This window comes from Streptomyces sp. HSS9-12, from assembly GCF_054963655.1.
The window spans coordinates 75924-102316 of record NZ_JBUEGC010000017.1 but is presented as its reverse complement, the minus strand read 5'-3'; the positions used below and the strand labels follow the sequence as shown (position 1 = coordinate 102316).

General features: G+C 69.4%; 27 protein-coding genes and 2 pseudogenes. 24 read left to right on the top strand and 5 right to left on the bottom strand.

The window, feature by feature from the left end:
* The first annotated feature begins 5 nt into the window (after nucleotides 1-5).
* The 15 genes and pseudogenes from ACY34J_RS11930 to ACY34J_RS11860 all read left to right on the top strand — a co-directional run.
* Nucleotides 6-677 (top strand): SRPBCC family protein, encoded by a 672-nt coding sequence (locus ACY34J_RS11930; RefSeq protein WP_462726391.1) that lies wholly within the window; start codon nucleotides 6-8, stop codon nucleotides 675-677.
* Nucleotides 667-1563 (top strand): AAA family ATPase, encoded by an 897-nt coding sequence (locus ACY34J_RS11925; protein ID WP_462726392.1) that lies wholly within the window; start codon nucleotides 667-669, stop codon nucleotides 1561-1563. The genes ACY34J_RS11930 and ACY34J_RS11925 overlap by 11 nt, the downstream gene beginning before the upstream one ends.
* Nucleotides 1560-2774 (top strand): vWA domain-containing protein, encoded by a 1215-nt coding sequence (locus ACY34J_RS11920; protein WP_462726393.1) that lies wholly within the window; start codon nucleotides 1560-1562, stop codon nucleotides 2772-2774. The genes ACY34J_RS11925 and ACY34J_RS11920 overlap by 4 nt, the downstream gene beginning before the upstream one ends.
* Before the next feature lie 58 nt (nucleotides 2775-2832).
* Complete coding sequence (gene moaA / locus ACY34J_RS11915) at nucleotides 2833-3819, top strand: GTP 3',8-cyclase MoaA (protein WP_462726475.1); 987 nt, start codon at nucleotides 2833-2835, stop codon at nucleotides 3817-3819.
* 11 nt (nucleotides 3820-3830) lie between these two features.
* Nucleotides 3831-5093, top strand: a complete 1263-nt coding sequence (locus tag ACY34J_RS11910) for an MFS transporter (RefSeq protein WP_462726394.1) — start codon at nucleotides 3831-3833, stop codon at nucleotides 5091-5093.
* 2 nt (nucleotides 5094-5095) lie between these two features.
* Nucleotides 5096-5365: a molybdenum cofactor biosynthesis protein MoaE gene (locus tag ACY34J_RS11905; protein WP_462726395.1), complete on the top strand. Its 270-nt coding sequence runs from the start codon at nucleotides 5096-5098 to the stop codon at nucleotides 5363-5365.
* Nucleotides 5366-5781: 416 nt separating this feature from the next.
* Nucleotides 5782-6066 carry a hypothetical protein gene (locus ACY34J_RS11900; RefSeq protein ID WP_462761955.1) on the top strand — a complete coding sequence of 95 codons (285 nt, stop codon included), beginning with the start codon at nucleotides 5782-5784 and terminating at the stop codon, nucleotides 6064-6066.
* 130 nt (nucleotides 6067-6196) lie between these two features.
* Entirely contained in the window at nucleotides 6197-6409 is a 213-nt protein-coding gene (locus tag ACY34J_RS11895) for a hypothetical protein (RefSeq protein WP_462726397.1), read from the top strand.
* A gap of 59 nt (nucleotides 6410-6468) precedes the next feature.
* The gene (dapF, locus tag ACY34J_RS11890; protein WP_462726398.1) at nucleotides 6469-7269 is read left to right on the top strand and encodes a diaminopimelate epimerase; all 801 of its coding nucleotides are present in this window, start codon (nucleotides 6469-6471) and stop codon (nucleotides 7267-7269) included.
* Nucleotides 7266-7751 (top strand): D-alanine--D-alanine ligase family protein, encoded by a 486-nt coding sequence (locus ACY34J_RS11885; RefSeq protein WP_462726399.1) that lies wholly within the window; start codon nucleotides 7266-7268, stop codon nucleotides 7749-7751. The genes dapF and ACY34J_RS11885 overlap by 4 nt, the downstream gene beginning before the upstream one ends.
* A 35-nt stretch (nucleotides 7752-7786) precedes the next feature.
* Entirely contained in the window at nucleotides 7787-8356 is a 570-nt protein-coding gene (locus ACY34J_RS11880) for a D-alanine--D-alanine ligase family protein (RefSeq protein ID WP_462726400.1), read from the top strand.
* Between the two features lie 36 nt (nucleotides 8357-8392).
* Complete coding sequence (locus tag ACY34J_RS11875) at nucleotides 8393-8917, top strand: C39 family peptidase (protein ID WP_462726401.1); 525 nt, start codon at nucleotides 8393-8395, stop codon at nucleotides 8915-8917.
* Nucleotides 8917-9279 carry a glutamate ligase domain-containing protein gene (locus tag ACY34J_RS11870; protein WP_462726402.1) on the top strand — a complete coding sequence of 121 codons (363 nt, stop codon included), beginning with the start codon at nucleotides 8917-8919 and terminating at the stop codon, nucleotides 9277-9279. The genes ACY34J_RS11875 and ACY34J_RS11870 overlap by 1 nt, the downstream gene beginning before the upstream one ends.
* Before the next feature lie 410 nt (nucleotides 9280-9689).
* The gene (locus ACY34J_RS11865) at nucleotides 9690-9815 is read left to right on the top strand and encodes a MerR family DNA-binding transcriptional regulator (RefSeq protein WP_462726403.1); all 126 of its coding nucleotides are present in this window, start codon (nucleotides 9690-9692) and stop codon (nucleotides 9813-9815) included.
* A 3-nt stretch (nucleotides 9816-9818) separates the two neighbouring features.
* A pseudogene (locus ACY34J_RS11860) lies at nucleotides 9819-10128 on the top strand (MerR family transcriptional regulator); the annotation flags it as partial.
* A gap of 88 nt (nucleotides 10129-10216) precedes the next feature.
* Here the strand turns inward: ACY34J_RS11860 and ACY34J_RS11855 are convergent.
* Nucleotides 10217-10426, bottom strand: a pseudogene (locus tag ACY34J_RS11855) (ATP-binding protein); the annotation flags it as partial.
* A gap of 139 nt (nucleotides 10427-10565) precedes the next feature.
* On the opposite strand from ACY34J_RS11855, the gene ACY34J_RS11850 reads away from it, so the two are divergent.
* From ACY34J_RS11850 to ACY34J_RS11830, 5 genes are all read left to right on the top strand, one after another.
* Nucleotides 10566-11372 carry a hypothetical protein gene (locus ACY34J_RS11850; RefSeq protein ID WP_462726404.1) on the top strand — a complete coding sequence of 269 codons (807 nt, stop codon included), beginning with the start codon at nucleotides 10566-10568 and terminating at the stop codon, nucleotides 11370-11372.
* Between the two features lie 274 nt (nucleotides 11373-11646).
* On the top strand, nucleotides 11647-12078 hold the full coding sequence (locus ACY34J_RS11845; protein ID WP_462726405.1) for a transketolase C-terminal domain-containing protein: 432 nt from the start codon (nucleotides 11647-11649) through the stop codon (nucleotides 12076-12078).
* Nucleotides 12079-12282: 204 nt separating this feature from the next.
* On the top strand, nucleotides 12283-14838 hold the full coding sequence (locus ACY34J_RS11840) for a PEP/pyruvate-binding domain-containing protein (protein WP_462726406.1): 2556 nt from the start codon (nucleotides 12283-12285) through the stop codon (nucleotides 14836-14838).
* Nucleotides 14839-14957: 119 nt separating this feature from the next.
* Entirely contained in the window at nucleotides 14958-16496 is a 1539-nt protein-coding gene (locus ACY34J_RS11835) for an AMP-binding protein (RefSeq protein WP_462726407.1), read from the top strand.
* Nucleotides 16497-16506: 10 nt separating this feature from the next.
* The gene (locus ACY34J_RS11830; protein WP_462726408.1) at nucleotides 16507-17463 is read left to right on the top strand and encodes a hypothetical protein; all 957 of its coding nucleotides are present in this window, start codon (nucleotides 16507-16509) and stop codon (nucleotides 17461-17463) included.
* A gap of 52 nt (nucleotides 17464-17515) precedes the next feature.
* Here the strand turns inward: ACY34J_RS11830 and ACY34J_RS11825 are convergent, their stop codons facing one another.
* Nucleotides 17516-18178: a hypothetical protein gene (locus ACY34J_RS11825; RefSeq protein ID WP_462726409.1), complete on the bottom strand. Its 663-nt coding sequence runs from the start codon at nucleotides 18176-18178 to the stop codon at nucleotides 17516-17518.
* A 321-nt stretch (nucleotides 18179-18499) separates the two neighbouring features.
* A complete protein-coding gene (locus tag ACY34J_RS11820) occupies nucleotides 18500-18706 on the bottom strand; it encodes a hypothetical protein (protein ID WP_462726410.1) in 207 nt (68 codons plus the stop codon).
* 527 nt (nucleotides 18707-19233) lie between these two features.
* On the opposite strand from ACY34J_RS11820, the gene ACY34J_RS11815 reads away from it, so the two are divergent.
* From ACY34J_RS11815 to ACY34J_RS11800, 4 genes are all read left to right on the top strand, one after another.
* Entirely contained in the window at nucleotides 19234-19782 is a 549-nt protein-coding gene (locus ACY34J_RS11815; protein ID WP_462726411.1) for a helix-turn-helix domain-containing protein, read from the top strand.
* 62 nt (nucleotides 19783-19844) lie between these two features.
* Nucleotides 19845-20312: a hypothetical protein gene (locus ACY34J_RS11810; RefSeq protein ID WP_462726412.1), complete on the top strand. Its 468-nt coding sequence runs from the start codon at nucleotides 19845-19847 to the stop codon at nucleotides 20310-20312.
* Entirely contained in the window at nucleotides 20305-21513 is a 1209-nt protein-coding gene (locus ACY34J_RS11805) for an MAB_1171c family putative transporter (protein WP_462726413.1), read from the top strand. Before ACY34J_RS11810 ends, ACY34J_RS11805 begins: the two co-directional genes overlap by 8 nt.
* A 23-nt stretch (nucleotides 21514-21536) precedes the next feature.
* A complete protein-coding gene (locus tag ACY34J_RS11800; protein ID WP_462726414.1) occupies nucleotides 21537-22262 on the top strand; it encodes an oxygenase MpaB family protein in 726 nt (241 codons plus the stop codon).
* A gap of 335 nt (nucleotides 22263-22597) precedes the next feature.
* Here ACY34J_RS11800 and ACY34J_RS11795 read toward each other — a convergent pair whose 3' ends face one another.
* Nucleotides 22598-23332 (bottom strand): CAP domain-containing protein, encoded by a 735-nt coding sequence (locus ACY34J_RS11795; protein WP_462726415.1) that lies wholly within the window; start codon nucleotides 23330-23332, stop codon nucleotides 22598-22600.
* A gap of 985 nt (nucleotides 23333-24317) precedes the next feature.
* Complete coding sequence (locus tag ACY34J_RS11790) at nucleotides 24318-26360, bottom strand: neutral/alkaline ceramidase (RefSeq protein WP_462726476.1); 2043 nt, start codon at nucleotides 26358-26360, stop codon at nucleotides 24318-24320.
* Nucleotides 26361-26393 lie beyond the last annotated feature (33 nt).

The window sequence follows — 26393 nt, the reverse complement described above, 5'->3', positions numbered from 1 at the left end:
ACACCGTGCAACTCCAGAACTCCTTTGTGGTGTCCTCCCCGGTCGAGAAGGCCTGGGACTACTTCCTCGACGTCGAGAACATCGTTCCCTGCATGCCGGGGGCGGAGCTCGTCGAGACCATCGACGACAAGAACTGGCGCGGCCGGCTGAAGCTCAAGTTCGGTCCGGTGGCGATGGCGTTCCAGGGCACGGTCGAGATGGTCGAGCGCGACGACGCCGAGCGCCGGATGATGCTGCGCGGTACGGGCAAGGACCAGCGCGGCCGAGGCAACGCGTCGGCCGACATCCACGTCGTGGTCGAGCCCGGCCCGCAGCCGGACACCACATCGGTGTCGGTGTCCACCGACCTCAAGGTGAGCGGCCAGATAGCCCAGTTCGGCCGCGGCATGATGCAGGACGTCTCCGAGCAGATGACCAAGAAGTTCGCCGACTCGCTGCAGTCCCGCCTGCAGGAGTCGCAGCCGGTCCCGGAGCTGGGGCAGGAGCCGAGCGGGGAGTGGGGTGAGGCGGCCCCCGTGGGGGCTGCTCCCGCCGCGGCGCGGCCGGCAGCCCAGCCCGCGCCCCGGGAGGCCGAGGCGGTCGCCGGGTTCCGGCTGCTGATGGGACTGCTCGTGCGCGCCGTTCTCCGGCAGTTCGGAAAGCTGCGCCGGCCCGCGGGAGCACAACGTGACAACTGACCTCGCACCGACGACGTCCGGCGGCCGTAACGGCATCTCCTCGGTCGCCGAGGTCAAGGAGCGGCTCGGGCAGTTCCGTTACCTCGCCGACGACGGACTCGCCACGGCCGCGTACCTGGCCCTCGGCCTGGAACGCCCGCTGCTGCTCGAGGGCGAGAACGGCGTCGGCAAGACCGAGATCGCCAAGGCGCTGGCCGGACTGCTGGACCGCGAGCTGATCCGCCTGCAGTGCTACGAGGGCATCGACACCAGCCAGGCCCTGTACGACTGGCACTACGGGCGCCAGCTGCTCGCCGTCCGAGGCGCCGGCGACAGCGGGGCGGAGAACGTCTTCACCCGGGACTATCTGCTCACCCGCCCGCTCCTTCAGGCCTTGGAGAAGGGCGACCGCGCCGTGCTGCTGATCGATGAACTCGATCGTGCGGACGATGAGTTCGAGGCATTCCTGCTGGAACTGCTGTCGGACTTCGCGGTCACCATCCCCGAAGTGGGCCGGATCGAGGCCGCCTCGCGCCCGCTGGTCGTCCTCACCTCCAACCGCACCAGGGATCTGCACAACGCGCTGCGCCGCCGCTGCCTCTACTACTGGGTGGAGCACCCGGACATCGAGCGCGAGTTCCAGATCCTGCGGCTGCGCGCACCGGAGGTCCCGGAGACACTCGCCAGGGAAGTCGCCGCGACCGTACGGCGGGTCCGCGGGCTCGGCCTCGGCAACCCGCCGGGAGTGGGAGAGAGCATCGACTGGGCGGGCGCCCTGAACATGCTGGGCGTTTCCACGCTGTCGCCGGAGACCGCCGTCGCCACCCTGAGCGCCCTGGTGAAGGACGTGGACGACCAGCAGGTGGTGCGGGAGAAGATCGCCGACGTCGTACCGACGGCACCATGACGGCGTCCGCAGCCTCCCCGGCCGAAGTGACCGGCCGCGCATGCGTGGAGTTCGTCGCACTGCTCAGGGACCGCGGCCTGCAGCCCGGGCCCGAGCAGACTGTGGCGTTCTACTCGGCGCTGCACCTGGTGGGCGCGGACTCCGCAGGCTCCTCCGGCCTGCGGCAGATGTACTGGGCCGGTCGCGCGGTGCTGGTCAACCAGCGGCACCACTACCCGGTGTACGACCGTGCGTTCGCCGACTTCTTCGGAGGCTCGCCGACCGATCCGCAGGAGGGGCCGCCGGCGCCGAAGGCGGTCCCGGTGAGCGTCCGCGAGCGGGAGGACGCCGCGCCCGGCACGCCGACTCCGCGGGCCGCCGACGCCGAGGACGAGCAGGCCGACCATGCCCGGCTGGTCCCCAGCGAGGTGCAGCTGCTGAAGGAGAAGTCCTTCGGTGCGATGACAGCCGAGGAGCGGCGCCGGGCCGCCGCGCTGATCCGCCGGCTGCGCCCGGACCTCCCCCGGCGGCGCAGCAGGCGGCAGCAGCCGGCGGCTGCGGGGCGGTATCTGCACGTCCGGGGGCTGCTGCGCGGATCGCTGCGGACCGATGGCGAGCCGATGCGGCTGCCCCGCCGACGGCAGCGCTTCCGGGAGCGTCCGCTGACCCTGGTGATCGACGTGTCCGGCTCCATGGCACCGTACGCCAAGGCGCTGCTGCGCTTCGGGCATGCGCTGATGCACGCGGGACACAGCGTGGAGGTGTTCACCTGCGGGGTGCATCTGACCCGCGTCACCGATGCACTGCGCAAGGTTTCGGTGGACGCCGCGCTGCGTCACATCGGTGGCGTCGTCGACGACTGGGATGGCGGCACCCTGCTCGGCACCTCGATGCGCGAGCTCATCGAGCGCTACGGCGGGCACTCCTCGGTGCGGGGTGCGCTGATCGTGGTGTGTTCCGACGGCCTCGACCGGGACGATCCGGCGACGCTGGGCGAGGCGATGCGCAATCTGTCGCGCCGGGCTCACCGCATCATCTGGCTCAACCCCCTCAAGGGCGACCCGCGGTACCGGCCGCTGGCCCGGGGCATGGCAGCCGCCCTGCCCCACATCGACATCTTCCTGCCCGGTCACAACCTCGCAAGCCTCGAGAACCTGTGCCGGGCGATCTCCGGCCGGCACGCGTCGCGACGGAAGGCTGTCTCCCATGTCCCAGCCCACGCCGCCGATTGACCTCGGCATGCCCCGTACGAGGCGGGCCCCCGACCTCGCGGGCCGCCCGGACACCCCGCTGCTGGTCGACCGCTTCGGCCGTACGGCCACGGACCTACGGGTTTCGCTGACCGATCGCTGCAATCTGCGCTGCACCTACTGCATGCCTGAGGAAGGCCTGGAATGGATGCCCCGGCCCGACCTGCTCGACGACGGCGAGGTGGCCACACTGATCGGGATCGCCGTACGCAGGCTCGGCGTCACCGAGGTGCGGTTCACCGGCGGTGAGCCACTGCTGCGCCGGGGGCTGGAGGAGATCGTCGCCGCCACCGCGGCGCTGTCGCCACGGCCCCGGATCTCCCTGACCACGAACGGGGTCGGGCTGGCCGCGCGGATCGACGCGCTCGCCGAGGCGGGGCTGGACCGCGTCAACGTATCGCTCGACACCGTGCGCGCCGACCGGTACCGCACGATCAGCCGGAGGGACCGGTTCGACGACGTCCTGGCCGGGCTGGCCGCCGCAAAGGCCCTCGGTCTGGAGCCGGTGAAGGTCAACGCGGTGTTGCTGCGTGGCGTGAACGACGACGAGGCGGTGCCGCTGCTGCGCTTCTGTCTCGACCACGGTTACGAGCTGCGCTTCATCGAGCAGATGCCCCTGGACGCCCAACACGGCTGGCAGCGGTCGCAGATGGTCGGCGCGGACGAGATCGTCGATGCCCTCGCCGCCGCCTTCACCTTGACCCCGGACTCCGAAGAGCGGGGGTCGGCGCCCGCAGAACGCCTACTGGTGGACGGCGGCCCGGCAACGGTCGGCGTCATTGCCTCGGTCACCAAGCCGTTCTGCGCCGCGTGCGACCGCACCCGCCTGACCGCCGACGGGCAGATACGCAATTGCCTGTTCAGCCAGGAGGAGACCGATCTGCGCGGGCCCCTGCGAGCCGGGGCCGATGAGGAGACCCTGGCCGGTCTGTGGCGGGGCTCGGCATGGGCCAAGGCAACCGGGCACGGCATCGACGGCCCCGGCTTCACCCAGCCGGTGCGCACGATGAGCGCCATCGGCGGGTGAGGGGAACGGGGATGAACGCGAAGACCGAGTCCGCCGAACGGCGCGCGTACGACCGCGGCTTCTGGTACGTGGCGTGCGGCTTTCTGATCGTGATGTCCTTCGGCACCCTGCCCACCCCGCTGTACGTGCTCTACCAGGCCCGGGACCACTTCTCCGCGGCGACGGTGACCGTGGTGTTCGCCGCGTACGCGGTGGGCGTACTGCTCAGCCTGTTTCTGCTGGGCCACTTCTCGGACGTGGTCGGCCGGCGCCGGGTGCTGTTGCCCGCCGTGCTCGTAGGCGTCGTCGCGGATCTGGTGTTCCTGTTCTGGTCCGCACTGCCCGGACTGCTTCTCGCGCGGGTCCTCACCGGAGTGTCGGTCGGCCTGATCACCTCCACGGCCACCGCGTATCTGGCCGAGCTGCACCAGGCCGCAAGGCCCGGGAGCAGCACGCGGCGGACGGACGTGGTTGCGATCGCAGCGAATCTCGGTGGCCTTGCCCTCGGTCCTCTCGTCGCCGGGCCACTCGCCGATCTCGCCCCCCGGCCGCTGGAACTGCCGTACTGGGTCTACCTCGTGCTGCTGGTGTCGGTGGCCGGACTGCTGAGCCGCGTTCCCGAGACGGTCGACGTACCCGAGCCCCGTCCGCCGTACCGGGTGCGGCGCATCACGCTTCCCGCCATCCGGCGTGGTCGCTTCCTCGCCATGGCCGTCTCGGCATTCGTCGCGTTCGCCGTGTTCGGACTGTTCGCCGCACTGGGACCGTCATTCGTCCTCCACTCCTTGCACATGCCATCCCACACCGCCGGTGGGGTGGTCACCACGACGGCGCTCGGCGCCGCCGCCGTCGCTCAGGCCGTGGTGCGCGATGCGACCGCGAGCCGCACGCTGGCAACCGGGTTCGCCGCGCTGGCCGCCGGGCTGGGACTGGTGGTTGTCGCCGTGTGGTCCGCGGGGCCGGGGCTGTTCCTGGCCGGTGCGCTGGTCGGCGGCGCGGGAGCGGGATTGGTCTTCGCCGCGGCGGTCGAGACCGTGGCGGACAGCGCCCCGGCCGGACACCGCGCGGATGTGCTCTCCGGTGTCTTTTTGGCGGCCTATCTCGGCATCACGCTGCCTGTCGTGGGCCTTGGAGCAGCGACGTGGTTCGTTCCCGAGCCGGTCGCTCTCACCGCGTTCGCGGCCGTGATGGCGGTCGTCGCCACGGCGGCGGGCACCGTCGTCTTCAGGGCGACAGCCGAATCCCGCGTACCGCCGGATCCCGAGCCGTACTGCCGTCTGACCGGCGGCCGCTGAGCGTGGACGAGGTCTTGGCCGCGGGGACGGGACCGGGACAGGGCGGAACCGTCATCTTCATCGGCACGGTGCGCGACCACAACAACGGCAAGGAGGTGATCCGCCTGGAGTATGAGGCGTATCCGAGCCTGGCGTTGAGGATCCTTGCGGACATCATCCGCCGGTGCGAGGCCACCGCCCCCGGCGTCCGCGCCGCTGTCGTCCATCGCACGGGCCGTCTCGAGATCGGGGAACCGGCCGTCGTCCTCGCGGCGTCGGCCCCACCGCGCTGAAGCCTTCGCGGCCGCCCGCGCATGTATCGAGCTCCTGAAGGAAGAGGTGCCGACGGGGGCAGGCCATGCAGCCGAGGCCATCCATTGATCGAACTCCTAAAGCGGGTGTCGCAGGTTCGAATCCTGCCGGGGGCACCACGCGTTACTGCTCTGACCTGGGGTTTCTCCCCCAGGGAGGCGCTCTATTCGGCCTCGGACTCCCGTCCGGGGCCGTTTGCGTGAGCGGTGCGTTAGCGGACGGATCGCCAGACCCCGATATTTCTCCGGACGGACCAGCAGCATCCAGCACGGACTCTTCCGCCTCGTCGGGCTCGGGCTCCGCATCGGGGGTGGTGTTCTCGGATGTGGCGCGAGCGCGCGGTACGAGCCGGGCTGCGGCCTCAGCAATGGCGAGGTCGGCCTCGGGCAGCAGGCTCGTGTACGTATCGGCCGTGATGGTGATCGAGGAGTGGCCGAGCATCTCCTGGATGTCCTTTTGCCTGCGGCACGAGGGAGGCTACGCGCTTGCGGAGGCTGAGCCGGAAGCCAAGGACGAATCCCTTAGCGAGGCGGCGCCCCGCCTGCTGGCCGAGGCGGTCGGCATTCGGGATGTATGGACGCAGCCCGGCGCCGAGAGCCCCTTCCTGGTCGACGTGACCAGGTCAGGGCAGCACAGGTACGGCCCTCGCCTCCAGGTTGGCATCCGCTATCTCCCCACCTGATCGGAACCCGATGAGTCCTCGAAACCAGCAACTCGCCTACGTAGTAAGCCTCGTCGCAATTGGCGGCTCCCTCCTGCTGGGCATCTGGAGAGGCTGAATGTACGAGCGCAGGACCAAGGAGCAGCCCTCCGTGCCTCCTCCGCCTGTCGGCACGGTAGGGGCCACCAGGCCGCCCACCGATGTCCGCATTGGCGACTTCCTCCTCCTCGACGGCCAGTATCAGCGGATCCAGGACATGAGGTCCGCCGGCACTTCGGCCCACCGCGTTCTGCACTTCGCCGGACCCACCCCGCTGATCATGCGAGAGGCCCGGACCACCTACCGGCCCCTCGAACGCCGCTGATCGCAGCCCGCTCGGACACCGCACCATCCTTCTCACCTCAACACGCAAGGAGCACTGTCATGCGCTTTCGCAAAATCCACGGCACAGGAAACGACTTCGTCCTGCTCTCCGGCCTCGAACCGGACGACGACAAGAACTGGCCCAAGGAGGCCGAGCGCCTGTGCACCAGGCGTACCGGCATAGGCGCGGATGGGCTGGTCATCAGTCGATTGGTCAGTGAGGACCCCGCCGTCCTCGACGTCACCTGCTTAAACGCGGACGGGTCGATCGCAACGATGTGCGGCAATGCCCTGCGATGCTCCGCCTGGGCCGCTCGCCGCGATCACGGCTTTCAGCAGATGAGTCTCCACATGGCCGGAGTAGTGCACGAGGCGATCGTGTCGGACGACTCCGTGTGGGTCACGGCCGAGGTGGGCGAAATCCTCCCCCGGCGCTTGCAGACGGTCATCAACGGCAGGCCGACCTGGTTCGACAGCGCCTACACCGGCACGGAGCACGTCGTAGCCATCGTGGACGACGTGGACGCCATCGACGCGGTAGTGGTCGGTCGCATAGTCCGTCACCATCCCGACCTGGCCCCGCTGGGCACGAACGTCAACTTCGTTCAATCCGCCGGCAGCCAGGCGCTGAAGATCCGCACCTACGAACGCGGCGTCGAGGCGGAAACCCTGTCGTGCGGAAGCGGGGCAGTCGCAGCCGTCATCGTCGCGACCATGCGCGGACTGGTCGCACAACGCGCCGTCACCGTCCACAACCGCGCCGGGGAGCCGCTCATGGTCCGGCCACACGACGCCCGGCCGAACCGAACTCAGTGGGTCGGCGGTCCGGTCACCAACACCTTCGAAGGGGTACTCGCATGACTCTCTTCCTCAGCCCCAGCTCGCACCTCGCGATGCAGAAGGCCGCCGAGGAGCTGCGTACATGGGGGCAGAGCCGCCAGGGCCTCGGCGTCGCCCTGATCTACGGGCCGGTGTCCGCCGAGGACAGGCTCTACCACTCGAAGTGCCCCGTCGAACAGCGATCCGTCACTGCCCTGGCCGAGGCGCTGGAGGAGATCGGCGCCCGCTGGCAGGTGCTGGACCCGTGCGAACCGGACTTCATCATGGACCTGGTCGGGTACGAAGTGGCTCTCTCGAACCTCCACGGGCCGTACGGTGAGGACGGCCGGTTGCAGGGCCTGCTCGACTACCTTCGCGTGCCCTACTGCGGCAGCGGAGTCGGGGCATCCGCGGTGGCCGCCGACAAGATCCTGTGCAAGCGGATGATGCTGACCCTTGGCGTCCCTACGCCTGGCTGGCAGGTCTGGACCGGCGGCCCGGCGACCTGGAACGGGCCCCCGTGATGGTCAAGCCGCCCTTCGGCGGGTCCAGCGTGGGCATGAGCCTCGTACACGACCCGGCCGAGCTGCCCGGCGCCCTGGCAGACGCTGCCGGCGACGAGGGCGCGGGCGTGCTCGTAGAGGACTACGTCAGCGGCGCGCCGCTGACCGTGGGGCTGCTGGAGCTTCCGGGCGGCTCCGTCATCGTCTTTCCGCCGCTGGCCACCGAAGCCACCGATGCCGAGTTCTATGACGCCGACACGAAGCTCGACGTGGACTCCAGGGGAACCGTAACCGTGCGCGCCGCCGAGCTGGCGGCCGATGTGCTGGACAAGATCACGGGGGACGTCCGGACGCTGTGGGACGGGATCGGGCTGCGCGGTTCAGCCCGTATCGACTTCATCCTCACCGAGGACGGCGGGCCGTACGTGCTGGAGGTCAACAGCACACCGGGCATGTCCCGTGACAGCAACTTCGCGGTGGGGGCGGCAATGGTCGGACTCACGCACACGGACGTCGTATTGGCCATGCTGCACGAGGCCCTGACCCGCCCGCCGTACGATGTCCCCCTGCCCACTCCCGCGTTCTCCAGCACCACACTGACGCGGGAGGCTGCCGTCTCCCCGTAGGAGCCTGCCGCTGTGCCGCGCGTCCACGAAGTCCCCATGTGCCGTCAGCTCATCACCCCCGCCGAGTGGGATCTACACGGGGGCTGGGCACTAGGAGACAGGATCGAATGGTCCAACCGGGCGTGCGGCCTGGCATCGCTGAGAATGATCCTGCTCGCCTACGGGCACCAGGCGCCCACGGTGACGGAACTCCTGAAACTCGCGGTCAAGCATGAGGTTCTGACCCCGCGTGGAGCACTTCACGTGGGGATCGCGAGCCTGGCGACCCACCTGGGAGTGCCTTCTCTCGCAGAGCCCGTTCCCGTCGAAGAACTGCTCGGCCGCCTCGATGACGCCCCGCTCATCGTGTCCGTGACCGAGCAGTTCCCCGATGACGGCCGTTCAGGCGGCCACCTCGTCATCCTTCGCGGCTACGAGGACGGCCCCGAGCCGACGATCTTCATCCGAGACCCGTCAGCCTGGGGCCAGACGCATGATCGCGTCCCCCTCAGCCGCTTGTCACCTTCCTACACCGGCCGCGCGATCACCTTCGCGCCCCTGATTCACAACGGAGAGTCTTGATGACCGAGGCAGTCGGCGAGACGACCGAGGCCGTAGGCGGCCGGAGGATCGCCGTACTCGGAGAGATGCTGGAGCTGGGCGACGAATCCGTTGAAGCCCACCGCGAGATCGGGCGCTTCGCGGCGGAAGTCGGCGTCGATCTCGTCTTGGCGGTCGGCGGGGACCTCGCTAAGCAGCTCGCCCTCGCGGCAGGAGCAGCGGGGGTTCCCGAGATTGGCATTGTTCGCGACAACGAGACCGCTGCCGCCTACCTCGAATCCATCCTCTGCCCAGATGACGTTGTGCTCGTCAAGGCGTCCCGCGGCGGTCAGCTCTGGCAGATTGCCCAAGCGCTTACCGGGCAACCCATCACCAGCCTGTGACCCCGCCTCCAGCCCACCAGGTGCTGTGCCCCACATAGGTTCGGCCGTGGGACCAAGCACCCTGGGCTCATCCACCGCAGTGTCCACGATCCGGCCGACAGCACCTGTGGCTGCGTCAGTTTCCGAGGGAGTCATTTCGGAGCGACTTCGGGAGTCATTCTGGAACGGGCATCGTGATCAATGTCAGTGACTTTTGATGTCACTCGGGCGCTGCGGGGCCACTCCTTCCGGTTCCAGGCTTCTCTGAACCAGACCATCGCTCTGGCTTGCAGGAGTCGCCTCGGACCGCTGCTTCGCGTTCGGCTCTTGCTGCCGTGAGTGAGGCTCTTGACCCTCACGTGGCGTCAGGCTGCATAGTCAGTGCCGTGGGGGATCACTGGACTGTGGGACGCGTGGCCGAGCTGGCTGGCGTGAGCGTCCGCACGCTGCATCACTATGACGAGATCAGGCTCGTTCGGCCGTCGGCGCGGACCGCGGCCGGGTACCGGGCCTATTCGGCGGGCGACGTGGAGCGGCTGCGGGAGGTGCTGGCCTAGGTGGCCACCGTCCTCGCAGAGTTTCCCTCGCTTGCTGGGATGGCCGACGCGATCGGTGCCCGCTGAGGCGGTGCCCATCCCGTGGGACTGCGCTGACGGCCTGTTCGAGGCGTACTGGCGCCGACCGGGGGTGTATCTGGAGGATCACGTGCGCCGTGCGATGTCGGTGTGGACGAGGGTCGGGCCGGAGGCCGAGCAGCGGGCGGTGCGAAGCCTCAGCGATGACCTCGACTCCGGCCGGTGGGCCAGGCGCAACAGCGACCTCGCCGACCTCGACGCGGCAGATCTCGGCCTCCGCCTGCTCATGGCTTGACCCGCGTCGCAGGTTCAGCGTCATGGCGGCTTCTGGACGGCCGCTGGTTCGGCTGGTTGTCAGGCGGCTCTTCCCGTGTGGCGCCCGGTCAGCTGGCCTGGGCTTGTTCGGCTTGGGCCTTGGTGTGGGCGAGGCGGTAGGACTCGGTGCCGGTCTGGATGATGGCGCCGTTGAAGGTCAGCCGGTCGACGATGGCCGCGCAGAGCCGGGGATCGGTGAACGTCTTCGTCCATCCGCTAAAACTTTCGTTCGAAGCGATGGCGACACTGTTCTTTTCCTCGCGCTCGCGCTGGGCCTGCGCCTGGTGACCGTGCCCGAGGGCCTGACCGCCCAGAAGGCCCGCCAGTTGGCGACCGCCGGCACCGCGCTTCGGGCCCACCTGGCTACGGGCAAGACACTGCGATCCCGGCTATGGCGCGCAGCCATCTACGGAGTCCATGGCCCTTGTGCAGGCTCTCCGCAATCAGGACGTGGAGGCTTATGCCGAGGCCCTGGAGGCACTGGCCGCCGCGCACCGGCGGGAGCACCGCACGCGTCGGTGCGCCGAGCTGCTGGGCGTCCTACGCGCCGCTCACCCTCTGCTGGCAGGCCGCCTCGTGGACAGCGCCGGCGATCCCGATTGGGAGGAACGGCTGGGATCCCCGGAGCGGGCTTGGGCGTGGGCGAAGGCTTCGCAGTTCCTGGACAGGCAGCGCACGCCCGGTCTGCAGCGCAAGCTCGAAGGAGACCTGAGCGAGCACGAAGCCCGGCTGGAACATGTGACCGGTGAACTCGCCGCGGCCTGGGGTCGGTTGCACTGCCTGGAGCGGATGACGCAGGAACAGCGCTCGGCGCTCCAGGCCGCCGAACACTGGGGCTGCCTGAAGTACAACCAGGCTCTGACCGGGAACTCGGACTCCTTCATGGCCCTCTCAGTCGAGGGCCGGGAGACCGCGGACTACTACAAGGCGCTTCAGTCGGGAGAACTCGGCCGCGCCGGCGCTCGCCACACGACTCCTGAGCAGGCGCTATCCGGATCACTTCGTCTCGATCGTGCCAGCCGACACGGCCCTGCGCGCAGGGTGGGCCCTGACCAGCAGGGACTCCGGCCCGAGGTCGGGCGCTACCGGTACCGCCCGCAGTTCTTCGCCGAGGTATGGAGGCCCGGCGAGCCCTCTCGCGTCGTTCCCGATCGCGTGCAAGGGCAACCACAGTGGGCTCTCCGCCTCGCATACTCAGCTCGTATCGGCTTCCGCCCACGTTGAGGCGGTGGTCGGCACGGACCACGTCTTCCGACTTAACCGGAAGCGGGTCGAGGCATTCTCCGGAGTCGCCGAGGATCTCTTCGGCCACCTTGAGGAGGGACGCATGGAACAGTACCGTCGCGAAATCTACGCGCGCCGGTCCACCTGGCCGCGCGATACCTGGGCCCCACGTTGGAACGGTCCCGTCTCCGTACATCCTGACGGTTCCGTGCCGGCTATACGCCTACTGCGCGATTAGTCCACGTTGTACATATGCGCAGTGGCGCTCGGCCCCGTGGGCGCAGCTAGCGCCCACCCGGACTTCGAGGACTGGCGCGAAGCGGCGAAGGAGCCGCGCACCGCGGAATCCGTCGCGGACCTGGTGGGGATCTCCACGGTGGTCACCCGTCGGTACCTGAACCACCTCGTCGAGCAGGGAGCTGCCGTCGTCGACCACCGGTACGGCCACCGCGGCCGACCGACCAATAATCGGTTGGCGGCGCGCGCTTTCGGCGGACCGGCGGCGACGGGGCCGTCATCAGCTGGGGGGCCGATGGTGCACCGGGCGCTGGAGGCAGCCGACCGCCTCGCGGTTTACGGCATCGACGCCGCAGTCCCCGACCTCAGGTGGCTGCGCCCCTTGGATGAGGACGCCATCGCCCGCGCCGTCGAGATGAGCGACGGACGCGTCGTCGGCGCCCATGAGGCCAAGCGCGAACCTCGGTGAGCTGGTCACCACCCGATCCCTGATCACCATCCGGAGCCAGGCCTCCGCGGACACGGCACTCCGGCCATGCGCCTGGCCGCGCAGTTCGCTGGGCGCATGCAGCTGTGGTGACCGGAGTCCGGCCCCGCAGCGCGGGGCATCGCAGGGCCTGGCACGCCATCCGCCGCCAGGTCCTCTCGAATTCAGCAGGCGTAGAATTAGCTCATGGCGGCGACCCCGTTCGTCTCCCCGATCGGTGCCTTCCGGCGCGGCGATCTCGGCCGGGCCGGGGGCAAGGGCGCGAACCTCGGTGAGCTGGTGCGCGGAGGGTTTCCCGTACCGCCCGGATTCGTGGTGACCACGGACGCCTACGAGCTGGCCCTGGAGCACAGCGGAGTGGGTGATCGGCTCGCCGAGCTGCTGCGAGAGGCCCCGGATGGCTCGGCCGTCCGCCGGGCGGTCGAGGCGGCCGGGATCCCGGCCGAGGTGGCCGACGCCGTGCGGCGCGCCTACCGGGAGCTCGGCGCCGGCGCCGTGGCGGTGCGGTCGAGTGCGACTGCGGAGGACCTGCCCGGGGCGGCGTTCGCGGGGCAGCTGGAGAGCCGACTGAACGTCGTGGGTGAGATCGCGGTGCTGGACGCGGTGTGCCATTGCTGGGCATCGCTGTGGACCGAGCGCGCCGTCTCCTACCGCGAGCGGCACCACATCGGACAAGCCGACCGGTATCAGGAACGGGACCGGGGTCCGGGCGTCGCGGTCGTGGTGCAGCGCATGGTGCCCGCCGCGTACGCGGGCGTGATGTTCACGGCGAATCCGGTGACCGGGGCGCGCGACGAGATCGTGGTCGACGCCGCCGCCGGGCTCGGCGAGGCCGTCGTCTCCGGCCTGACCACGCCCGACCACTTCGTCGTTGGCAAGCGGAGCCGACTGCCGCGGCTGAAGGAGGCGCGGCCGGGCCGCCGCGAAGTGGTCGTACGCCCCCGGCCCGGCGGTGGGACCGAACAGCTGGCGCAGCCCCGCGGCCACAGCGCACCGCCCCGCCCCGCGCTGCCCCGCCCCGCCTTCCGGCAGCTCGTACGGCTCGGCGTCGCGGTTGAGCGGCACTTCGGGAACGCTCCGCAGGACATCGAGTGGGCGTGGGCGGACGGGACGGCGTACCTCCTTCAGTCGCGGCCCGTCACCGCCCTCCCGCCCGAGCCCGGGCCACTGCCCAAGACGAACCCCCTGGAGCGCGCCGCCGCCGTATTCGTGCCGGAGTTCTTCCCCATTCGTCCCTACCCGCTCGATGTCACCACGTGGACCGGCGGGTTGCTTGGCGTGGGACGCCAGTTCCTGCGGTTCTCCGGATTCTCGGTCTCGCCAATGTGGTGGACTTTCGTCGAGGAGGACGGGGTGGCCGTCCGGCTCGCCCCGCTACGGCTGCCGATACCCACGCCGAAGGCGCTGCTGCTGCCCGCCAAGCTGCTCCGCCGCGCCGTTCGCCACGACCCGCGGACCTGGGAGGACGATCCGGACCTGGCCCGGTGGATCGATCAGGTGCGAGCCCTGGAGCGACGGGATCTCGGCCGCCTCCGGTGGGGCGACTTGCACGCCGCCGTACGCAAGGCGCTCTCCTTGATGTACCCGGTGCTCGAACTGCGCCTGCGGTACTTCCCGCGGACCGTGCCCGCCATCGCGTACGTGTATCTGCTGTTGTGCGTGCTCGGCCGCAGGGATCGCATGGCGGCCTTGTTCTCGTCCGGCGACATCAAGACGGCTCAGGTCAACCGGGCCGTGGAGGAGCTGGCCACCCGGATCCGCTCCGATCCCCGACTGCGGGAGATCTTCGCCTCGCACGAGCCCGGCGAGCTGTGGGACGCGCTCGCATCCCATCCTTTCCAGGCCGAACTACGCAGTTTCCTCGACCGTTACGGGAACCGGGAGACCGTCTCGCCGGTCCTTGCCACGCAGCCGACGTGGAGCGCGGCCCCGGAGGTCGTCCTCGGCCTGCTGAAGGGGTTCGCTGCCGCCGAGCCGCCCGCCGAGCGCGGCCGCCCGGCGGATGAGGTGGTGCGGGAGGAGATCCTGGCACACCCCCTGATGCGGGTGCCACCGCTGCGGTCCGTCACCGTGCGGGCGCTGGACCTGATCCCGTGGTTCGTGCGGATCCGAGAGGACACCCGGTTCTATCTGACCCTGGCGCTCCCTGTGGTCCGGCGGATCCTGCTCGAGTTCGGGCGCCGGCTGGCCGACGCAGACGCGCTCGATACCGCGGACGATGTATTCCATCTCAGGCTCGAGGAGCTGGCACGCGACTGGCCGCCCTCCGAGGAACTGCGCACGATCGTCGAGCGGCGCAAGCGGAAGCGGGCCGCCCTCGGGGACACCCCGCTGGTGGACCCCCGCCTTCTGAGGGCAGCCGGTCCTGCCGGCGCCACCGGCCCACCGGGGCGTGTTCCCGGCGACGTCCTGCTCCGCGGAACCCCGGGCAGCCCGGGCGTCGCCGACGGCCCGGCACGGATCATCCGCGACGCCCGCGAGTTCGGCCGGCTGCTGCCGGGCGACGTGCTCGTGGCGCCCTACACCCACCCGTCGTGGACTCCGCTCTTCCAGCGCGCGGCGGCGGTCGCCGTCGACAGCGGAGGCGCGGCGTCCCACGCGGCGATCATCGCCCGCGAGTACGGCATCCCCGCCGTGATGGGCACAACGGACGGCACGGACAGGCTCACCGACGGCCGGCCCGTCCGCGTTGACGGCAGCCGGGGGCTGGTCCTGGCGCCGGGCTCAGCGGACGGTGCGTAAGAATTCCCCACGCATGTGGACGTCCGGCAAAACCACGGAAGTTGTTGCGGTTGCACCGGGCTACCGTGTTGCAAGGCCGTTTGCACCAACGCCGTGCCGATCCTTGTGGAGGTAGAGCAATGCACGTCCCATTCAGCGTCACGGACTTCCTGGAGCGCGGCGAGACCGGCTTCGCCGAAAGTGTGGCCGTGGTCGACGAGCCCAGCCAACCGGCGGACACTGTCGGGCAGCTCACCTATCGCGATCTCGCCAACCGGGTCCGCGCCTGGCAGGCAGGCCTGGATGCGCTGGGGATCAGTGCGGGCGAACGTGTGGCGGTTGTCAGCCACAACTCCGCACGCCTGCTCGAACTTCTGCACGCGGTGCCGAGCAGCGGCCGGATCTGTGTGCCGGTGAACTTCCGGCTGAACCGTCACGAGGTCGGCTACATCGTCGAGCACAGCGGCGCGTCCGTGCTGCTCGTCGATCCGGAACTCGAAGCAGCGCTGTCCGACGTCAAGGTGGCGCACCGGTTCGTGCTGGGCGAGCAAACCGAGACGGAACTGCTGCGGTTCGCCACCGAGCCGGTCCCATGGGCGTCGCCGGACGAGAACGCGACGGCCACCATCAACTACACCTCGGGTACCACCGCTCGGCCCAAGGGCGTGCAGTTGACCCACCGCAACATCTGGGTCAACGCGGTCACCCTCGCCATGCACACCCGCGCCTGGGAGCGCGACGTGTATCTGCACACGTTGCCGATGTTCCACTGCAACGGATGGGGAATGCCCTTCGGCCTCGCCGGGCTCGGCGCCCAGCAGATCGTGCTGCGCAAGGTGGACGGCGCCGAGATCCTCCGCCGCGTCGAGCGGCACGGGGTGACGTTGATGTGCGGCGCGCCGGCGGTGTGGAACGCGGTGCTCGAGGCGGCGCAGCGGTGGGAAGGGGAGATTCCCGGCCGCGATCGGGTGCGGGTCGTGTGCGCCGGTGCGCCACCGCCCAGCCGGACCATCGCTCGCATCGGTGACGAACTGGGCTGGGAGTTCCTGCAGATCTACGGACTGACGGAGACCTCCCCGCTGCTGACCTTCAACCGCTCCCGCCCGGCGGACGAGGCCCGGCCCGCCGAGGAACGCGCGCGCAAGCTGTCCCGGGCCGGGGTTCCCGCGCTGGGGACGCGGCTGCGTATTGCTGATTCCGGCGAGGTGCTGGCCCAGTCGAATGTGATCATGGACGGTTACTGGAACAACCCCGAGGCCACCGCCGATGCGCTGCGGGACAACTGGTTCCACACCGGCGACGGCGGGTCAATCGACGACGAGGGACACCTGACGATCTCGGACCGGAAGAAGGACGTCATCGTCACCGGCGGCGAGAACGTGTCCTCCATCGAGGTGGAGGACTGCATCTTCTCGCACCCGGGGGTGGCCGCGGTGGCGGTGATCGGTGTGCCGGACGAGAAATGGGGAGAGACGATCAAGGCACTGGTGGTCGCGGCCAACGGCGCGACGGTCACCGAAGCGGAGATCATCGCGCACTGCAAGCAGCGCCTGGCCGGGTACAAGGCGCCGACCTCTGTGGAGTTCCGCACCGCGATCCCGCAGACTGCCACGGGGAAGGTCCAGAAGTTCAAGCTTCGGGAGCCGTACTGGAAAGGCATGCAGCGCAAGGTGAACTGAAAGAAGGACGATGAGTCAGGACCAGGATGCCGTTGCCCGCCTCTACCCGCCGCGGCTGCGCGGCCGGCCGGGAAGGTTGGAGGTCTGGTATGCGACCTTGACCGACCCACGGACCGGTACCGGGGTGTGGATCCACCATGAGGTGGTGACCCCGCCGGACGGCTCACCTGCCCATGCACACGGCTGGGTCTCGGTCTTCATCCCCGGAAGACCTCCGGTGACTGAGCGATTCACGGCCGGATCCAAGCCGGTTGACCAGGGCGATGACTACTTTGCGACTCCCGACGTGCGCGCCTCGCGTACCCGGCTGATGGGGTGCGCCGGCCCGATCCGATGGCAGCTGGACGTTCACGAGGACGGCCCGCCCCTGTACACCTTCCCTCGCTGGGCCTGGGAGCGGGGAGTCCTGCCGGCCGCGCAGATCGTGCCCGCACCGGACGCAAGCTTCCACGGTGTCCTCGAAATCGGCCCGGAGCGTTTGGAGTTGTCGGGAGCCAGGGGTGCCGTCGCCCGTATCGCCGGACACGGCAACGCCCGGCGCTGGGCCTGGCTGCACGCCGATCTGGGCGGCCGGGACGTCCTGGAAGTGGTGGCCGCCGTCGCCCGTCGGCCCGGCATGCGGTTGCTCCCGCCGCTGCCCCTGTTGCAACTGCGCGTCGACGGACGGGACTGGCCAACCGATCCGCTGCTTGCCTCCCCGCTGTTCAAAGCCCGGATCGGCTTGCCGGAATGGTCGGTGCAAGGCCGGGTCGGGCGGCGCAGGCTGCGCATCGAGGTACGCCAGGACCCCGACGACTGCGTGACGCTGAGCTACACCGATCCGGACGGGGCGACAGCCACCTGCGCCAACAGCGAACGGGCTTCCGCCGAGGTGGTGGTCGAGCGACGTGCCGGCTCCCGGTACGAGCTCGAGCACCGCTGGACACTCGACCACACCGCACACGCCGAGGTCGGCACCCGCCCATGACAACGTTGCGCCATCCCCGGCCGCGGCCCTGGCGGCGTGGGCGTGGCGGGCCTCAGTCGTCGGCGGCCGCCGCGAGGATGTCCTGCCGAATCTGCTCCATCAGCTCGCCCATGTCGCGGACCTCGGGGTCGAGTTCGGCGGCCCGCGGCGCCACCTTCTGGAGCATCGCCATCGTGGCTACCGCGAGCTCAACGGCATCGTCGCTCCGATCCTCGGCGAGCAGTGACTCGATCTTGAAGGCGAGGCTGGCGAGTGTCTCATCATCGGTGGCCGGGACCAGGTATTCCTCGAGACCCGGTGGGTAGGGCGTCCGCTCCCGCAATTCGCGCAACGCGGTCACGACCGCAGGCACGGCACTGAACCGGTCGAGCAAGCCGATGAGCACGTACAGTCGCGCCACCAGCCGTGGCCGGCCGGGGTGGCGGTCCAGCCAGGCGAGCAGAGCACGCTGATCACCAAGATGGTCGACGATCCGCGACATCTTCTCTGCGATCGGGTTGGGCAAGGTCCAGTGGAACGGCATGATCCGCGTTACCTGATGAGCGAGTGTCGCCTCGCCCTCTGGGTCCAGCGTGCCATCGACGAAGCCGTTGACCAGCGTAGGGTCGAGCCCGTATTCGGTCGGCATCGACCGCTCTTGTGAGTCTTGCGACGAGACGTCGCGGCGCTTGCGGAATAGCCGGGCGCCGATGTTGCTCAGCGGTTTGTCCCGCATGAATCCTCCCACCTCCGCATACGCTGTCCGCGTCTTGTTCCGGTACCTGCTTCTCGCCGCCGTCCATCCCGCGATGCCGCGTCTTCCCCTCCGACCGGGGCTGAGGCCCGCAGCCTGCACTGACACCCTGACCCTCGCCCGCGGGGAACGCGCCGTTTGTTAACCCATTTGGGTGACATGGAGGGCTGTGACCGGGAGCCTCAGCACGACCAGCACCGCTCGGTGGCGTCGTACCCCAGCGGCGCTTTTCGCCAGTCGGCCGATCCACAGCTGCCGTGGCTGTCCTTTCCTCGACCAGCTGGCCCCTGGCTTTGCGGTGGTTCAGCTCCAGCTCGGCGAGGGCCCGTTCCGCTCCCCATACGGCACCGGTCGGCCTGTGAACGCGTCCAGGAGCACACGGTCGCCAAGGAGCCGGTCCAGCTTCACCGTCACCTTCTCGCCGCGCGGCTCGCCGGTGCAGGGACCGTCCTTCGTCCCGACGACAGATGCGGACAGCACCACGCTGCCACCCGTTTCCAGCACGTCCACGGCGGGGCCGTCATCGCACGATCCGTAGGTGGCCCACCACGGTGACGGACCGGCCGTCCGCGTCCACCTCGACAAGCCGGCCGAGCGGGGCCGGCTCGTCGGTGGGCACCTCCCTGGCCGACGATCGGCGGCTCGGGGAGCTTCGACGGACTGAGGGCCACGCGCTTGAGGGGTGTCGTAGCTCTCCAGGGTGGACAGCCACGCAAGGACGGTCGACCGCTGGCGCCGCTTATACGTACCGGCGCTCGGCGTGATCGCTGTCGCGCAAGGAGAAACGCCGACCGGATCGCGCCGCGGACCGATGGCAGCCCGAGTCGTCCCGGTGCGGGCCGACTCCCCCGCGGACGGCCCGGCACCGGATGTGTGCCACAAGTAGTGATCCTCTGCCAGCGCACGGGGCCTGTCAATAAATTCAGAAGATCTCGTTCCATCTCATCCCGTTTTATTTATCTATCTGCCTCGCGTCTTTCAGTTTTTTACGGATGACTCAGGTCGCGTCGGGCCGAGGTCCCCTAAGATCCACAGACATGTCGTCACATCAGCCGGACGGAGTGGCGGACGGTCACCGGCGCGAGGACCACGACGCTGCCCTGCGGTTCGGGCAGCGCTTCCGCCGCCTGAACCAGGTGCTCTACCCCGCGGACCTGGGACGGCCATACCGGGAACGGGAGATCGCGGATCAGGTGGGCCTGTCGGTCAGCCAGGTCAGCAATCTGCTCAACGGCCGGTCTGTGCCTCGGGCAGACCGGGCTGTGATACTGGCGCAGAACCTCTACGGCGTGCGCGTGGAGTACTTCTTCCTGCCGGATGACGACCCGTATGTGCAAGCCGTCGAGGAGGACCTGCAGGCCATCGAGAAGGAGCGCCGCGGTGAACCAGTGAGCCGCAGCTACCGTACCGCCGGCAGTGCGACGCAGGCCGATGCGCAGCTGCTCCGCGACGAACAGGTCCGCGCCATAGCCGAGGGCGTTGCCGGACTGCCTCGGGACATGCGGGAGACCGTCGGCGCTCTGGTGGACCAGCTCCGCCGGGCCGCCGGCTTCCAGTCGAAGAAGCAGCGGGGAAGTCGGCAGTGAGCGAGCCCGGCAGCGCTCCACTCGTGACATCTTGGCTATTGCCGGAGGGGGAGGGCATCGGCGTGGGCATGCGGGCGGAGAGGCGCCGCGTCAGGGGATTACTGAAGAACCTTGGACTGCCTGCGCACCCGACCCTCAGCCAGCTGGTCGCCGCGTACGAGGCCCGGACCGGCCGCCGGCTGGTGTTCATCGAGCGGGACGTCCCGTTGGGTCAGCCGTCGGGTGAGTACGAGCAGTACCTGACAGAAGACCGCATCTTCTACCCCCGGCACACCAGCTGCGCCCACCAGAATCTGGTCAAGTGCCATGAACTGGCGCATCTGCTGCTCGGCCATCAACCCCGGCGCGTGACCATCAACCCCGCAGTGATCCGCCGAGTACTGGGACGCTCCCACTACGACGACCCCGCCGAGCACCAAGCCGAGACCGTCGGACGCCTGCTGTACCTCGAGCTGAATCTCGAGCCCGATGAAGGTGCCGCCGCCCAGATCGCACCGTCTCTGGTCCACCGCGAGGGACGCCATGTCTGAGCTCGAGGCGCCGTTCACCATCACCTACCTGTCGGTGGGCGCCGTCATGTACGCGCTGGCGGCCTACAAGGCGCTGGACTGGTCCCGCGAGCGCATCCCCGGCCTGCTGCTGATGGCCAGCGCCGGGTTCGCCGCCGGCACCGGCTTCATCTCCGCCGCGCCGGACGTCTACCGACGGATCGGACAGGCCAGCGGCATCTCCAACCTGGCGACCCTGGTCGTCTACACCTCCATCACCGTCTGCTGTGCCTTCTTCCTCGTGCTGGTGCTGCTGTGGTCACCCGACCGTGCCGGCGCCCCCGAGGGCGACGAGACGCCGGGCACGGTGAGGACCGCGCTGCGGCGGGTCGTGCCGCCGTACGCTGCCGTGATCGCGCTCATGGTGACCCTGTTCCTCTCCGCCGACCTGCCTGCCCGTGAGACTCCGCTGACCTTCGACACCACCTTCGCCGGCCGACCCGCCATCTTCGGCTACCTGATGGTGTATCTCGCCGGCTTCGGCGCGGCGTTGTGGTCGATGATGTACGTCTGCTGGCGGCGAGCGAAGGAAGTTCGGGACCCGGTCCTGCGCCGTGGACTCCTGCGCACATCGGCCGGCTGCGCCATCGTCTCCGGCTATGCCATCTGCAAGATCATCGCGATCAGCGGCGGAGCACTCGGCACAGCGGCACTCGATCCCCTGAGCACGGACCTCGGGCCCGCCTGTGCCTCCCTCGGCGGTGTGATCCAGGCCGGTGGATGGGTCTACGCCGCCATCCGGACCCGCCGGCAGCGACGCCGCGACTTCCGCGCCCTGGAGACCCTCTGGACCACGGTCACCCGTGCCGACCCCGCCGTCATTCTCACCAGTCCCCCCGCCGGATCGACCTGGGACTTCCACACTCTCGGCCGCGTCGGCGAGATTCGCGACGGCCAACTGGCGCTGCGACCCTGGACCTCCCAGGACATCGTGGACACAGCACGGCGCCTCGGCCAGGAGCACGGCCTGCCCACGCCGGAACGCGACGCGCTCGCCGCGGCAGCCGCGCTCAAAGGCGCGCTGCAAGCCCTGAAGTCCGGACAGGCCCCCGAAAGGCCCTGCGAGCAGCCCCCTGGGATCGGGGTGCCTGCGCACGCCGAACGGCAACACCTGGTCGCGGTCGCCCGCCACCTGGACAGCCCTCTGGTCTCCCAAGTCCTGGCCAAGGCGGAACGACAGTGAGCCGCGGTGATGCCATAACGCGCGTGGGCAACGACCAGGAGCAGGCCCATGCGGTGTACCGGCGGCTGGCCATGGTCGACTGCCCGGAGGACCTCAAGCTGGGACTGAACCTCGGTTTCTACCGGGTCTTCGGCGTCCCCAGCATCGCCCGCGTGCTGGCTGGCACCGGAAAGATGACCGGACAGCCGAAGGTCAGAGCCAAGGCGACCGGCACGCTGATGTACGCGATCATCGAGCACGGCCTCGACGCGTCTGGCGGACGCGAAGCGGTGGCCACCCTGAACCGGATCCACGCGCACCTGCCCGTAGGCAACGAGGAGTTCGTATACGTCCTCGCCGCCTTCTGCATCACTCCCATGCGCTGGATCGACCAACACGGCTGGCGGAGCACAACGGCGGCGGAGAAAATCGCGGCTCACCGCTTCTACTGCGGCTTGGCCGAGAGGATGGGCATCGAGGGAGTACCCGACTCGTACGAGGCGCTGGCTTGTTGGACGGACGACTACGAGAACCAGTACTTCGCAGTCACCGCGGAAGGCCGGGCGCTGATGGACGCCACCCGCGTTCTCCTCACCGACCGCTTCCCATCTCCTGCCGCACCGATGGTGCGCGCCGCAGCGGACGCACTGCTCGACGAACGCCTGCGCGCGGCGGTGGGAACAGCATGCCCGCCGGCCCTCGTCCGGGCCCTGGTCCACGGAGCCCTGCGGCTTCGGGCAAAGACCTTGCGGAGACGGCACCGCCGGTAGAGCCGCCTTCTCCGGTCACCGCAGGCGCCGCACCGAGGTGCAGCGCCGGACGGCCGGAAGAAGGCGGCTGCTTCTGGGACCCGGGCTCGAGCAGGGATTCATTCCAGTGCCGGGGGCGGTTTCTCCGTACTGCCGTCAAGGCGCGGCTGTGGCTCCCCGCTCACCGCTGTTTCTGGTGCCGCGTCAGCCAGGGTTTGCCCGGTAGCGAGGTGACCTGGTGCGGTCAGCTGCAAAGCGCCGGATCGGCCTCGTAGTGGGCCTACTCGGTCGATCGGGCAACGCAGCGGATGGCCGTGCCAGGGCGGCGAGCGGGGCAAACCCTGGCTGACGCGGCACTAGCCGCTGGTGCCGAAGTCCTGGGTCCACCACGGACCGCCGTCCCCCTCGTGGACGCCTATGCCGATGTCCTTGAAGGAGCAGTTGAGTATGTTCGCGCGGTGGCCCTCGCTGTTCATCCAGGCGTCCATCACTGCGTCCGCGTCCGGCTGGCCCTGGGCTATGTTCTCGCCGACGGCGGACCAGACGTAGCCCTCTCGCTCCACTCGGTCGCTGACCTGCGAGCCGTCGGGACCGGTGTGCGACATCTGCCCGGTCTGCGCCATCACGTCGGAGTACTTCTCGGCGGCCGCCGTCAGCTTCGCACTGCTGGACAGCGGGCTGCAGCCGGCCTCCGACCGCGCCTGGTTGACCAGTTGGAGGACGCGGGCGGTCTGACCCGTGGCCGCGGGCGGCGCCTGCCGCGGCGCCGGGTTGCTCCGGGCAGCCGTCGTCGCACTGCGCGTGGCGGGCCGCTCGACGGTCCGGGTGGGCGTCTTCTTCACCGTGCGCGTGGGGGTCGGCCTGGCCGAGGTCTTCTTGTGCTTTGGGGAGGCGGTCTTGGACGCCGTCGGGGAAGCGGTGGTGGGCGTCGCCTCCTCGGCCATGGGGGACGCCGAGGAAGCGACGCCGTCCGAGGCTGGTCGGGCCTCGGCCACCGCTGCGCCGTCTCCCCCCGAACTGACGACAGCCACGCCGGTGCCGACGCCGGCGGCGACCGTAAGCACTCCCGCCGCCAGTGCCAGCCTGCGCATCGGCAATCCGGTGGCGCGGCCGGAACGGCGCCGATGGGACGTCGGGCGTCTGCGGTGGCGAGGGCTCATGGTGATCGTCCTCCGGGGGTATGGGGGGTAGCGCCGGCCCTGTCGTGCAGGCCGACGTCGAATGACCATAGGCACCCGATCGAGGCCGATCATCGTTGGAGCGAGATCTTCAAGAATCCATAAGTGTTCACTCAGGCGGGGTTTGGGATCACCACGGTCTTCCATGGCGGAACGCCATCTTCCGGCTTTCCGGGGGCCATCCTGAGCGGCCGTCAGCCGCCGCCGGGAGAGGACGACGCAGGAACCGGGACGGGCTGCTGCGGCACTCGTTCGCGAAGACGCGCGCACCCGCGATGTACCGACTCGGGAGTCACCTGAGCCGTCGAGGACAAGGGAGTTGATACCTCAGCGATGGGTACGGAGGGGCTCAGCTATCTGCTGACACTGACGGCTCGAGGGGCAGTCGGGGAAGAATCCGGTCCACCGCGGCGGAGTGTCCAGTGTCCCGCGTGCGAAGACCACCAGCGCTTTGGCGTTCCCGTAGAGCAGTCCGCCTTGGTCCGTGAACGGGTGCGTTTCCAGCAGCCGGGCCAGGTCCCGGCGTCGAAGCCGAACTCTTCCCGCCACATCGCGACCAGGTCGCGTCCGGTGCAATCCGTGCAGTCCTCCGTGGTGAAATACCGTGCCGATCCGCTGTCGATCAGCCGCGCCAGCCCGGCGTAGTCGCGTTCGCCGTCGCTGCGGCGATGAACATGATGTTCGACATGGACCGCCCCACCCCCGTATCGAGGATGTTGATCTGTGCCTATCAGCTGGCATCAGAGTTGTTCAAGAGTGAACTGCCTTACGGCGATACCCTGTTGGTGTTGAACAGCGAACGGCGACGCTCGGTTACGGCGCGGCCCTTCTGGCACGGCCGAAGTCGTCCGCTCTTGCTACGTGACGGTGAGGCAGCCCGTCATGCCGCGGCCGGAGATCAGGACCGCACGCTGAAGGTGCGCGTGGTACCTGCGAAGGCGCTGACGCCGCCCGTGAGGCGCTTGGCGTCACCGTGATAGCTGATGCGGTAACTGCCGACCGTGCTGCCCTGCGGAATGTCCCAAGTGACCGTCACCTTTGATGACGCGATCCCGTCGCGCTCCCACCGCAAGGTCGTCGACCAGTCCCCGTCGTCGGCGACCGGGCGCCATGTGCTGCCGTCGAGCCGCTCCACGCGCAGGTAGGTGCCGCCCCGGTGCAGGTCGTTGCCGGGGTGGGCGCCCGCGAACACGGCGACCACCCGGTCGCCGGCCCGATAGGCCTCGCCGGGCTGGCTCAGGACGTCCCCGAACCTCTTCCCCAGTTGTGGCGCGTCCGCCACGATGGGCGGTTGGAGGGCCAGCACCTTGTCCGACAGGTCCGGGGGCACGGGGCCCAGCGGCGGTGTCGTGCCGTCGCGCATGGCGCGGGCCAGCTCCGCGGAGACCTGCTGCAGCGCGGGCAGCTGCCAGCGGCCGAAGAGCGTGCTTCCCCCTTCATACTGCTGGGCGTCGTACTCCTCCGGCGTGGTGAGGTAGTGGAAGTAGGAGTTCGCGTAGCCCGCCACGAGCACGTCCTCCAGCTCGGCCCCGAGGGTCTGCGCCACCGTGCGGCGCAGTCGCAGGCCGGCACCGATGGTGACTTCGCCGGGGATGCCGATGAGATGGAGCCGGCCGATCCGCAGCAGCTGGACCGGGACCCGCTCTTGCACCCACGGGTAGAGGCGGTTCATCTCGCCCACCGGTACGAAGATGTCCTTCGGCGCCTGTGCCTCGCGCATTTCGGGCGAGGCGGTGTAGATGACCGAGTCGGAGACCGCGTCCCACAAAGGGTTTTCGCCCTCCTGGAAACCGGGGAAGGCAGGACCGTCCTCCGTGCTGCCGGCGGCCATGGACGCCCCGATCGCAGGCTTGGCGGTCCGATGCGTACGGCCATCACCGGTGAACTCCGGCTGGACTGTGACGCCCGAGAGATCCACGTACACCAGGCGGGAGTCCACGCCGCCGCTGAGTCGGGTGCCGGCCTGCTCGAGCTGACCGGCGGCCGCCTCGTACTGACGCAGGCCGCCCGCCCTGGTGCGCTCGAAGTCCGCCGGGGTGGTTGGCGGTTTGAGGTCGAGATTGGGCGACATGTCGCCGGCGTTGGTCTGCGCGAAGGCGGTGACGACCTCCGGTGTCGTATCTGCCAGGTAGTCCGCGCGGGCGACCTCGCGTTCCCAGTGGTAGGCCGCGTAGCCCTTGTTGTCGGCGCTGATCAGCCTGTTGTCGCCGGACATGCTCGTACCGTGGGTGGCGAACCAGTTGACGGCCCCGACCAGCCGCCCGCCACGCTCGACGCGCAGCAGCGTCGTCTGGGGATCGATCGCGCCAGGAAAGTGGTCCGTGATGTCTGCGGGGTTACGGTCGAAGGCCACGCGGGACCGGTTCACGCTCGCGTCGCGCAACTCCCCGTGGGTGAGAATGAGTTCCGAGGGGGCGAGATCGTCGTGCGCCCGGCCGGCGGCCTCCAGGATGCCGTGGGTGATCGCGTCGAAGGTCTTCGCGTGGAAGCCGAGCGTGGTGAGGTTGTACAGAAGGTGGTGGGAGTGGCCGCCGGGGCCGGAGTGGGTGTGGGTGGCGGCGATCATGACATTGCGGGCGGTGTAGAGATCGCCGTAGCGCTCGGCGAGGCCGCGGAGCACCGCTTCATGCACACTGCTGAAGATCATGCCGGCGTCGACCACGACAAGGAGCACCCGATCACGAGCGGCATCGTCGGCGATGACGAAGGCCCGCGCCCGTAGGCGTGTGTGCAACCCCTGAGCCTGCTGGTCGACGCGTCCGTAGCCCATCATGCCCACCTCGGCCACCTCGCCGGTGGCGTCGGCGATGCCCCGGCCCACGAGGTAACCCCCCGCATTCGGGGTGTCCGCACGAGCGGTGCCGGCGCGCTCATCGGCCACCGCCCCGGGGGCGCGTGCGAGGAGGCTGAGTCCTGCCGTCGCGGCCCCGGCGCGCAGCAGGTTCCGGCGACTGCTGCCCCGGCTCGACTGCGT

What these genes read in the sequence shown, in the direction of transcription:
- ACY34J_RS11920 (WP_462726393.1), top strand. Translation starts at nt 1,560, where the DNA reads ATGACGGCGTCCGCAGCCTCCCCGGCCGAAGTGACCGGCCGCGCATGC.
- ACY34J_RS11910 (WP_462726394.1), top strand. Translation starts at nt 3,831, where the DNA reads ATGAACGCGAAGACCGAGTCCGCCGAACGGCGCGCGTACGACCGCGGC.
- dapF (WP_462726398.1), top strand. Translation starts at nt 6,469, where the DNA reads ATGCGCTTTCGCAAAATCCACGGCACAGGAAACGACTTCGTCCTGCTC.
- ACY34J_RS11885 (WP_462726399.1), top strand. Translation starts at nt 7,266, where the DNA reads ATGACTCTCTTCCTCAGCCCCAGCTCGCACCTCGCGATGCAGAAGGCC.
- ACY34J_RS11880 (WP_462726400.1), top strand. Translation starts at nt 7,787, where the DNA reads ATGAGCCTCGTACACGACCCGGCCGAGCTGCCCGGCGCCCTGGCAGAC.
- ACY34J_RS11875 (WP_462726401.1), top strand. Translation starts at nt 8,393, where the DNA reads ATGTGCCGTCAGCTCATCACCCCCGCCGAGTGGGATCTACACGGGGGC.
- ACY34J_RS11870 (WP_462726402.1), top strand. Translation starts at nt 8,917, where the DNA reads ATGACCGAGGCAGTCGGCGAGACGACCGAGGCCGTAGGCGGCCGGAGG.
- ACY34J_RS11850 (WP_462726404.1), top strand. Translation starts at nt 10,566, where the DNA reads ATGGCCCTTGTGCAGGCTCTCCGCAATCAGGACGTGGAGGCTTATGCC.
- ACY34J_RS11840 (WP_462726406.1), top strand. Translation starts at nt 12,283, where the DNA reads ATGGCGGCGACCCCGTTCGTCTCCCCGATCGGTGCCTTCCGGCGCGGC.
- ACY34J_RS11835 (WP_462726407.1), top strand. Translation starts at nt 14,958, where the DNA reads ATGCACGTCCCATTCAGCGTCACGGACTTCCTGGAGCGCGGCGAGACC.
- ACY34J_RS11830 (WP_462726408.1), top strand. Translation starts at nt 16,507, where the DNA reads ATGAGTCAGGACCAGGATGCCGTTGCCCGCCTCTACCCGCCGCGGCTG.
- ACY34J_RS11825 (WP_462726409.1), bottom strand. Translation starts at nt 18,178, where the DNA reads ATGCGGGACAAACCGCTGAGCAACATCGGCGCCCGGCTATTCCGCAAG.
- ACY34J_RS11815 (WP_462726411.1), top strand. Translation starts at nt 19,234, where the DNA reads ATGTCGTCACATCAGCCGGACGGAGTGGCGGACGGTCACCGGCGCGAG.
- ACY34J_RS11805 (WP_462726413.1), top strand. Translation starts at nt 20,305, where the DNA reads ATGTCTGAGCTCGAGGCGCCGTTCACCATCACCTACCTGTCGGTGGGC.
- ACY34J_RS11795 (WP_462726415.1), bottom strand. Translation starts at nt 23,332, where the DNA reads ATGCGCAGGCTGGCACTGGCGGCGGGAGTGCTTACGGTCGCCGCCGGC.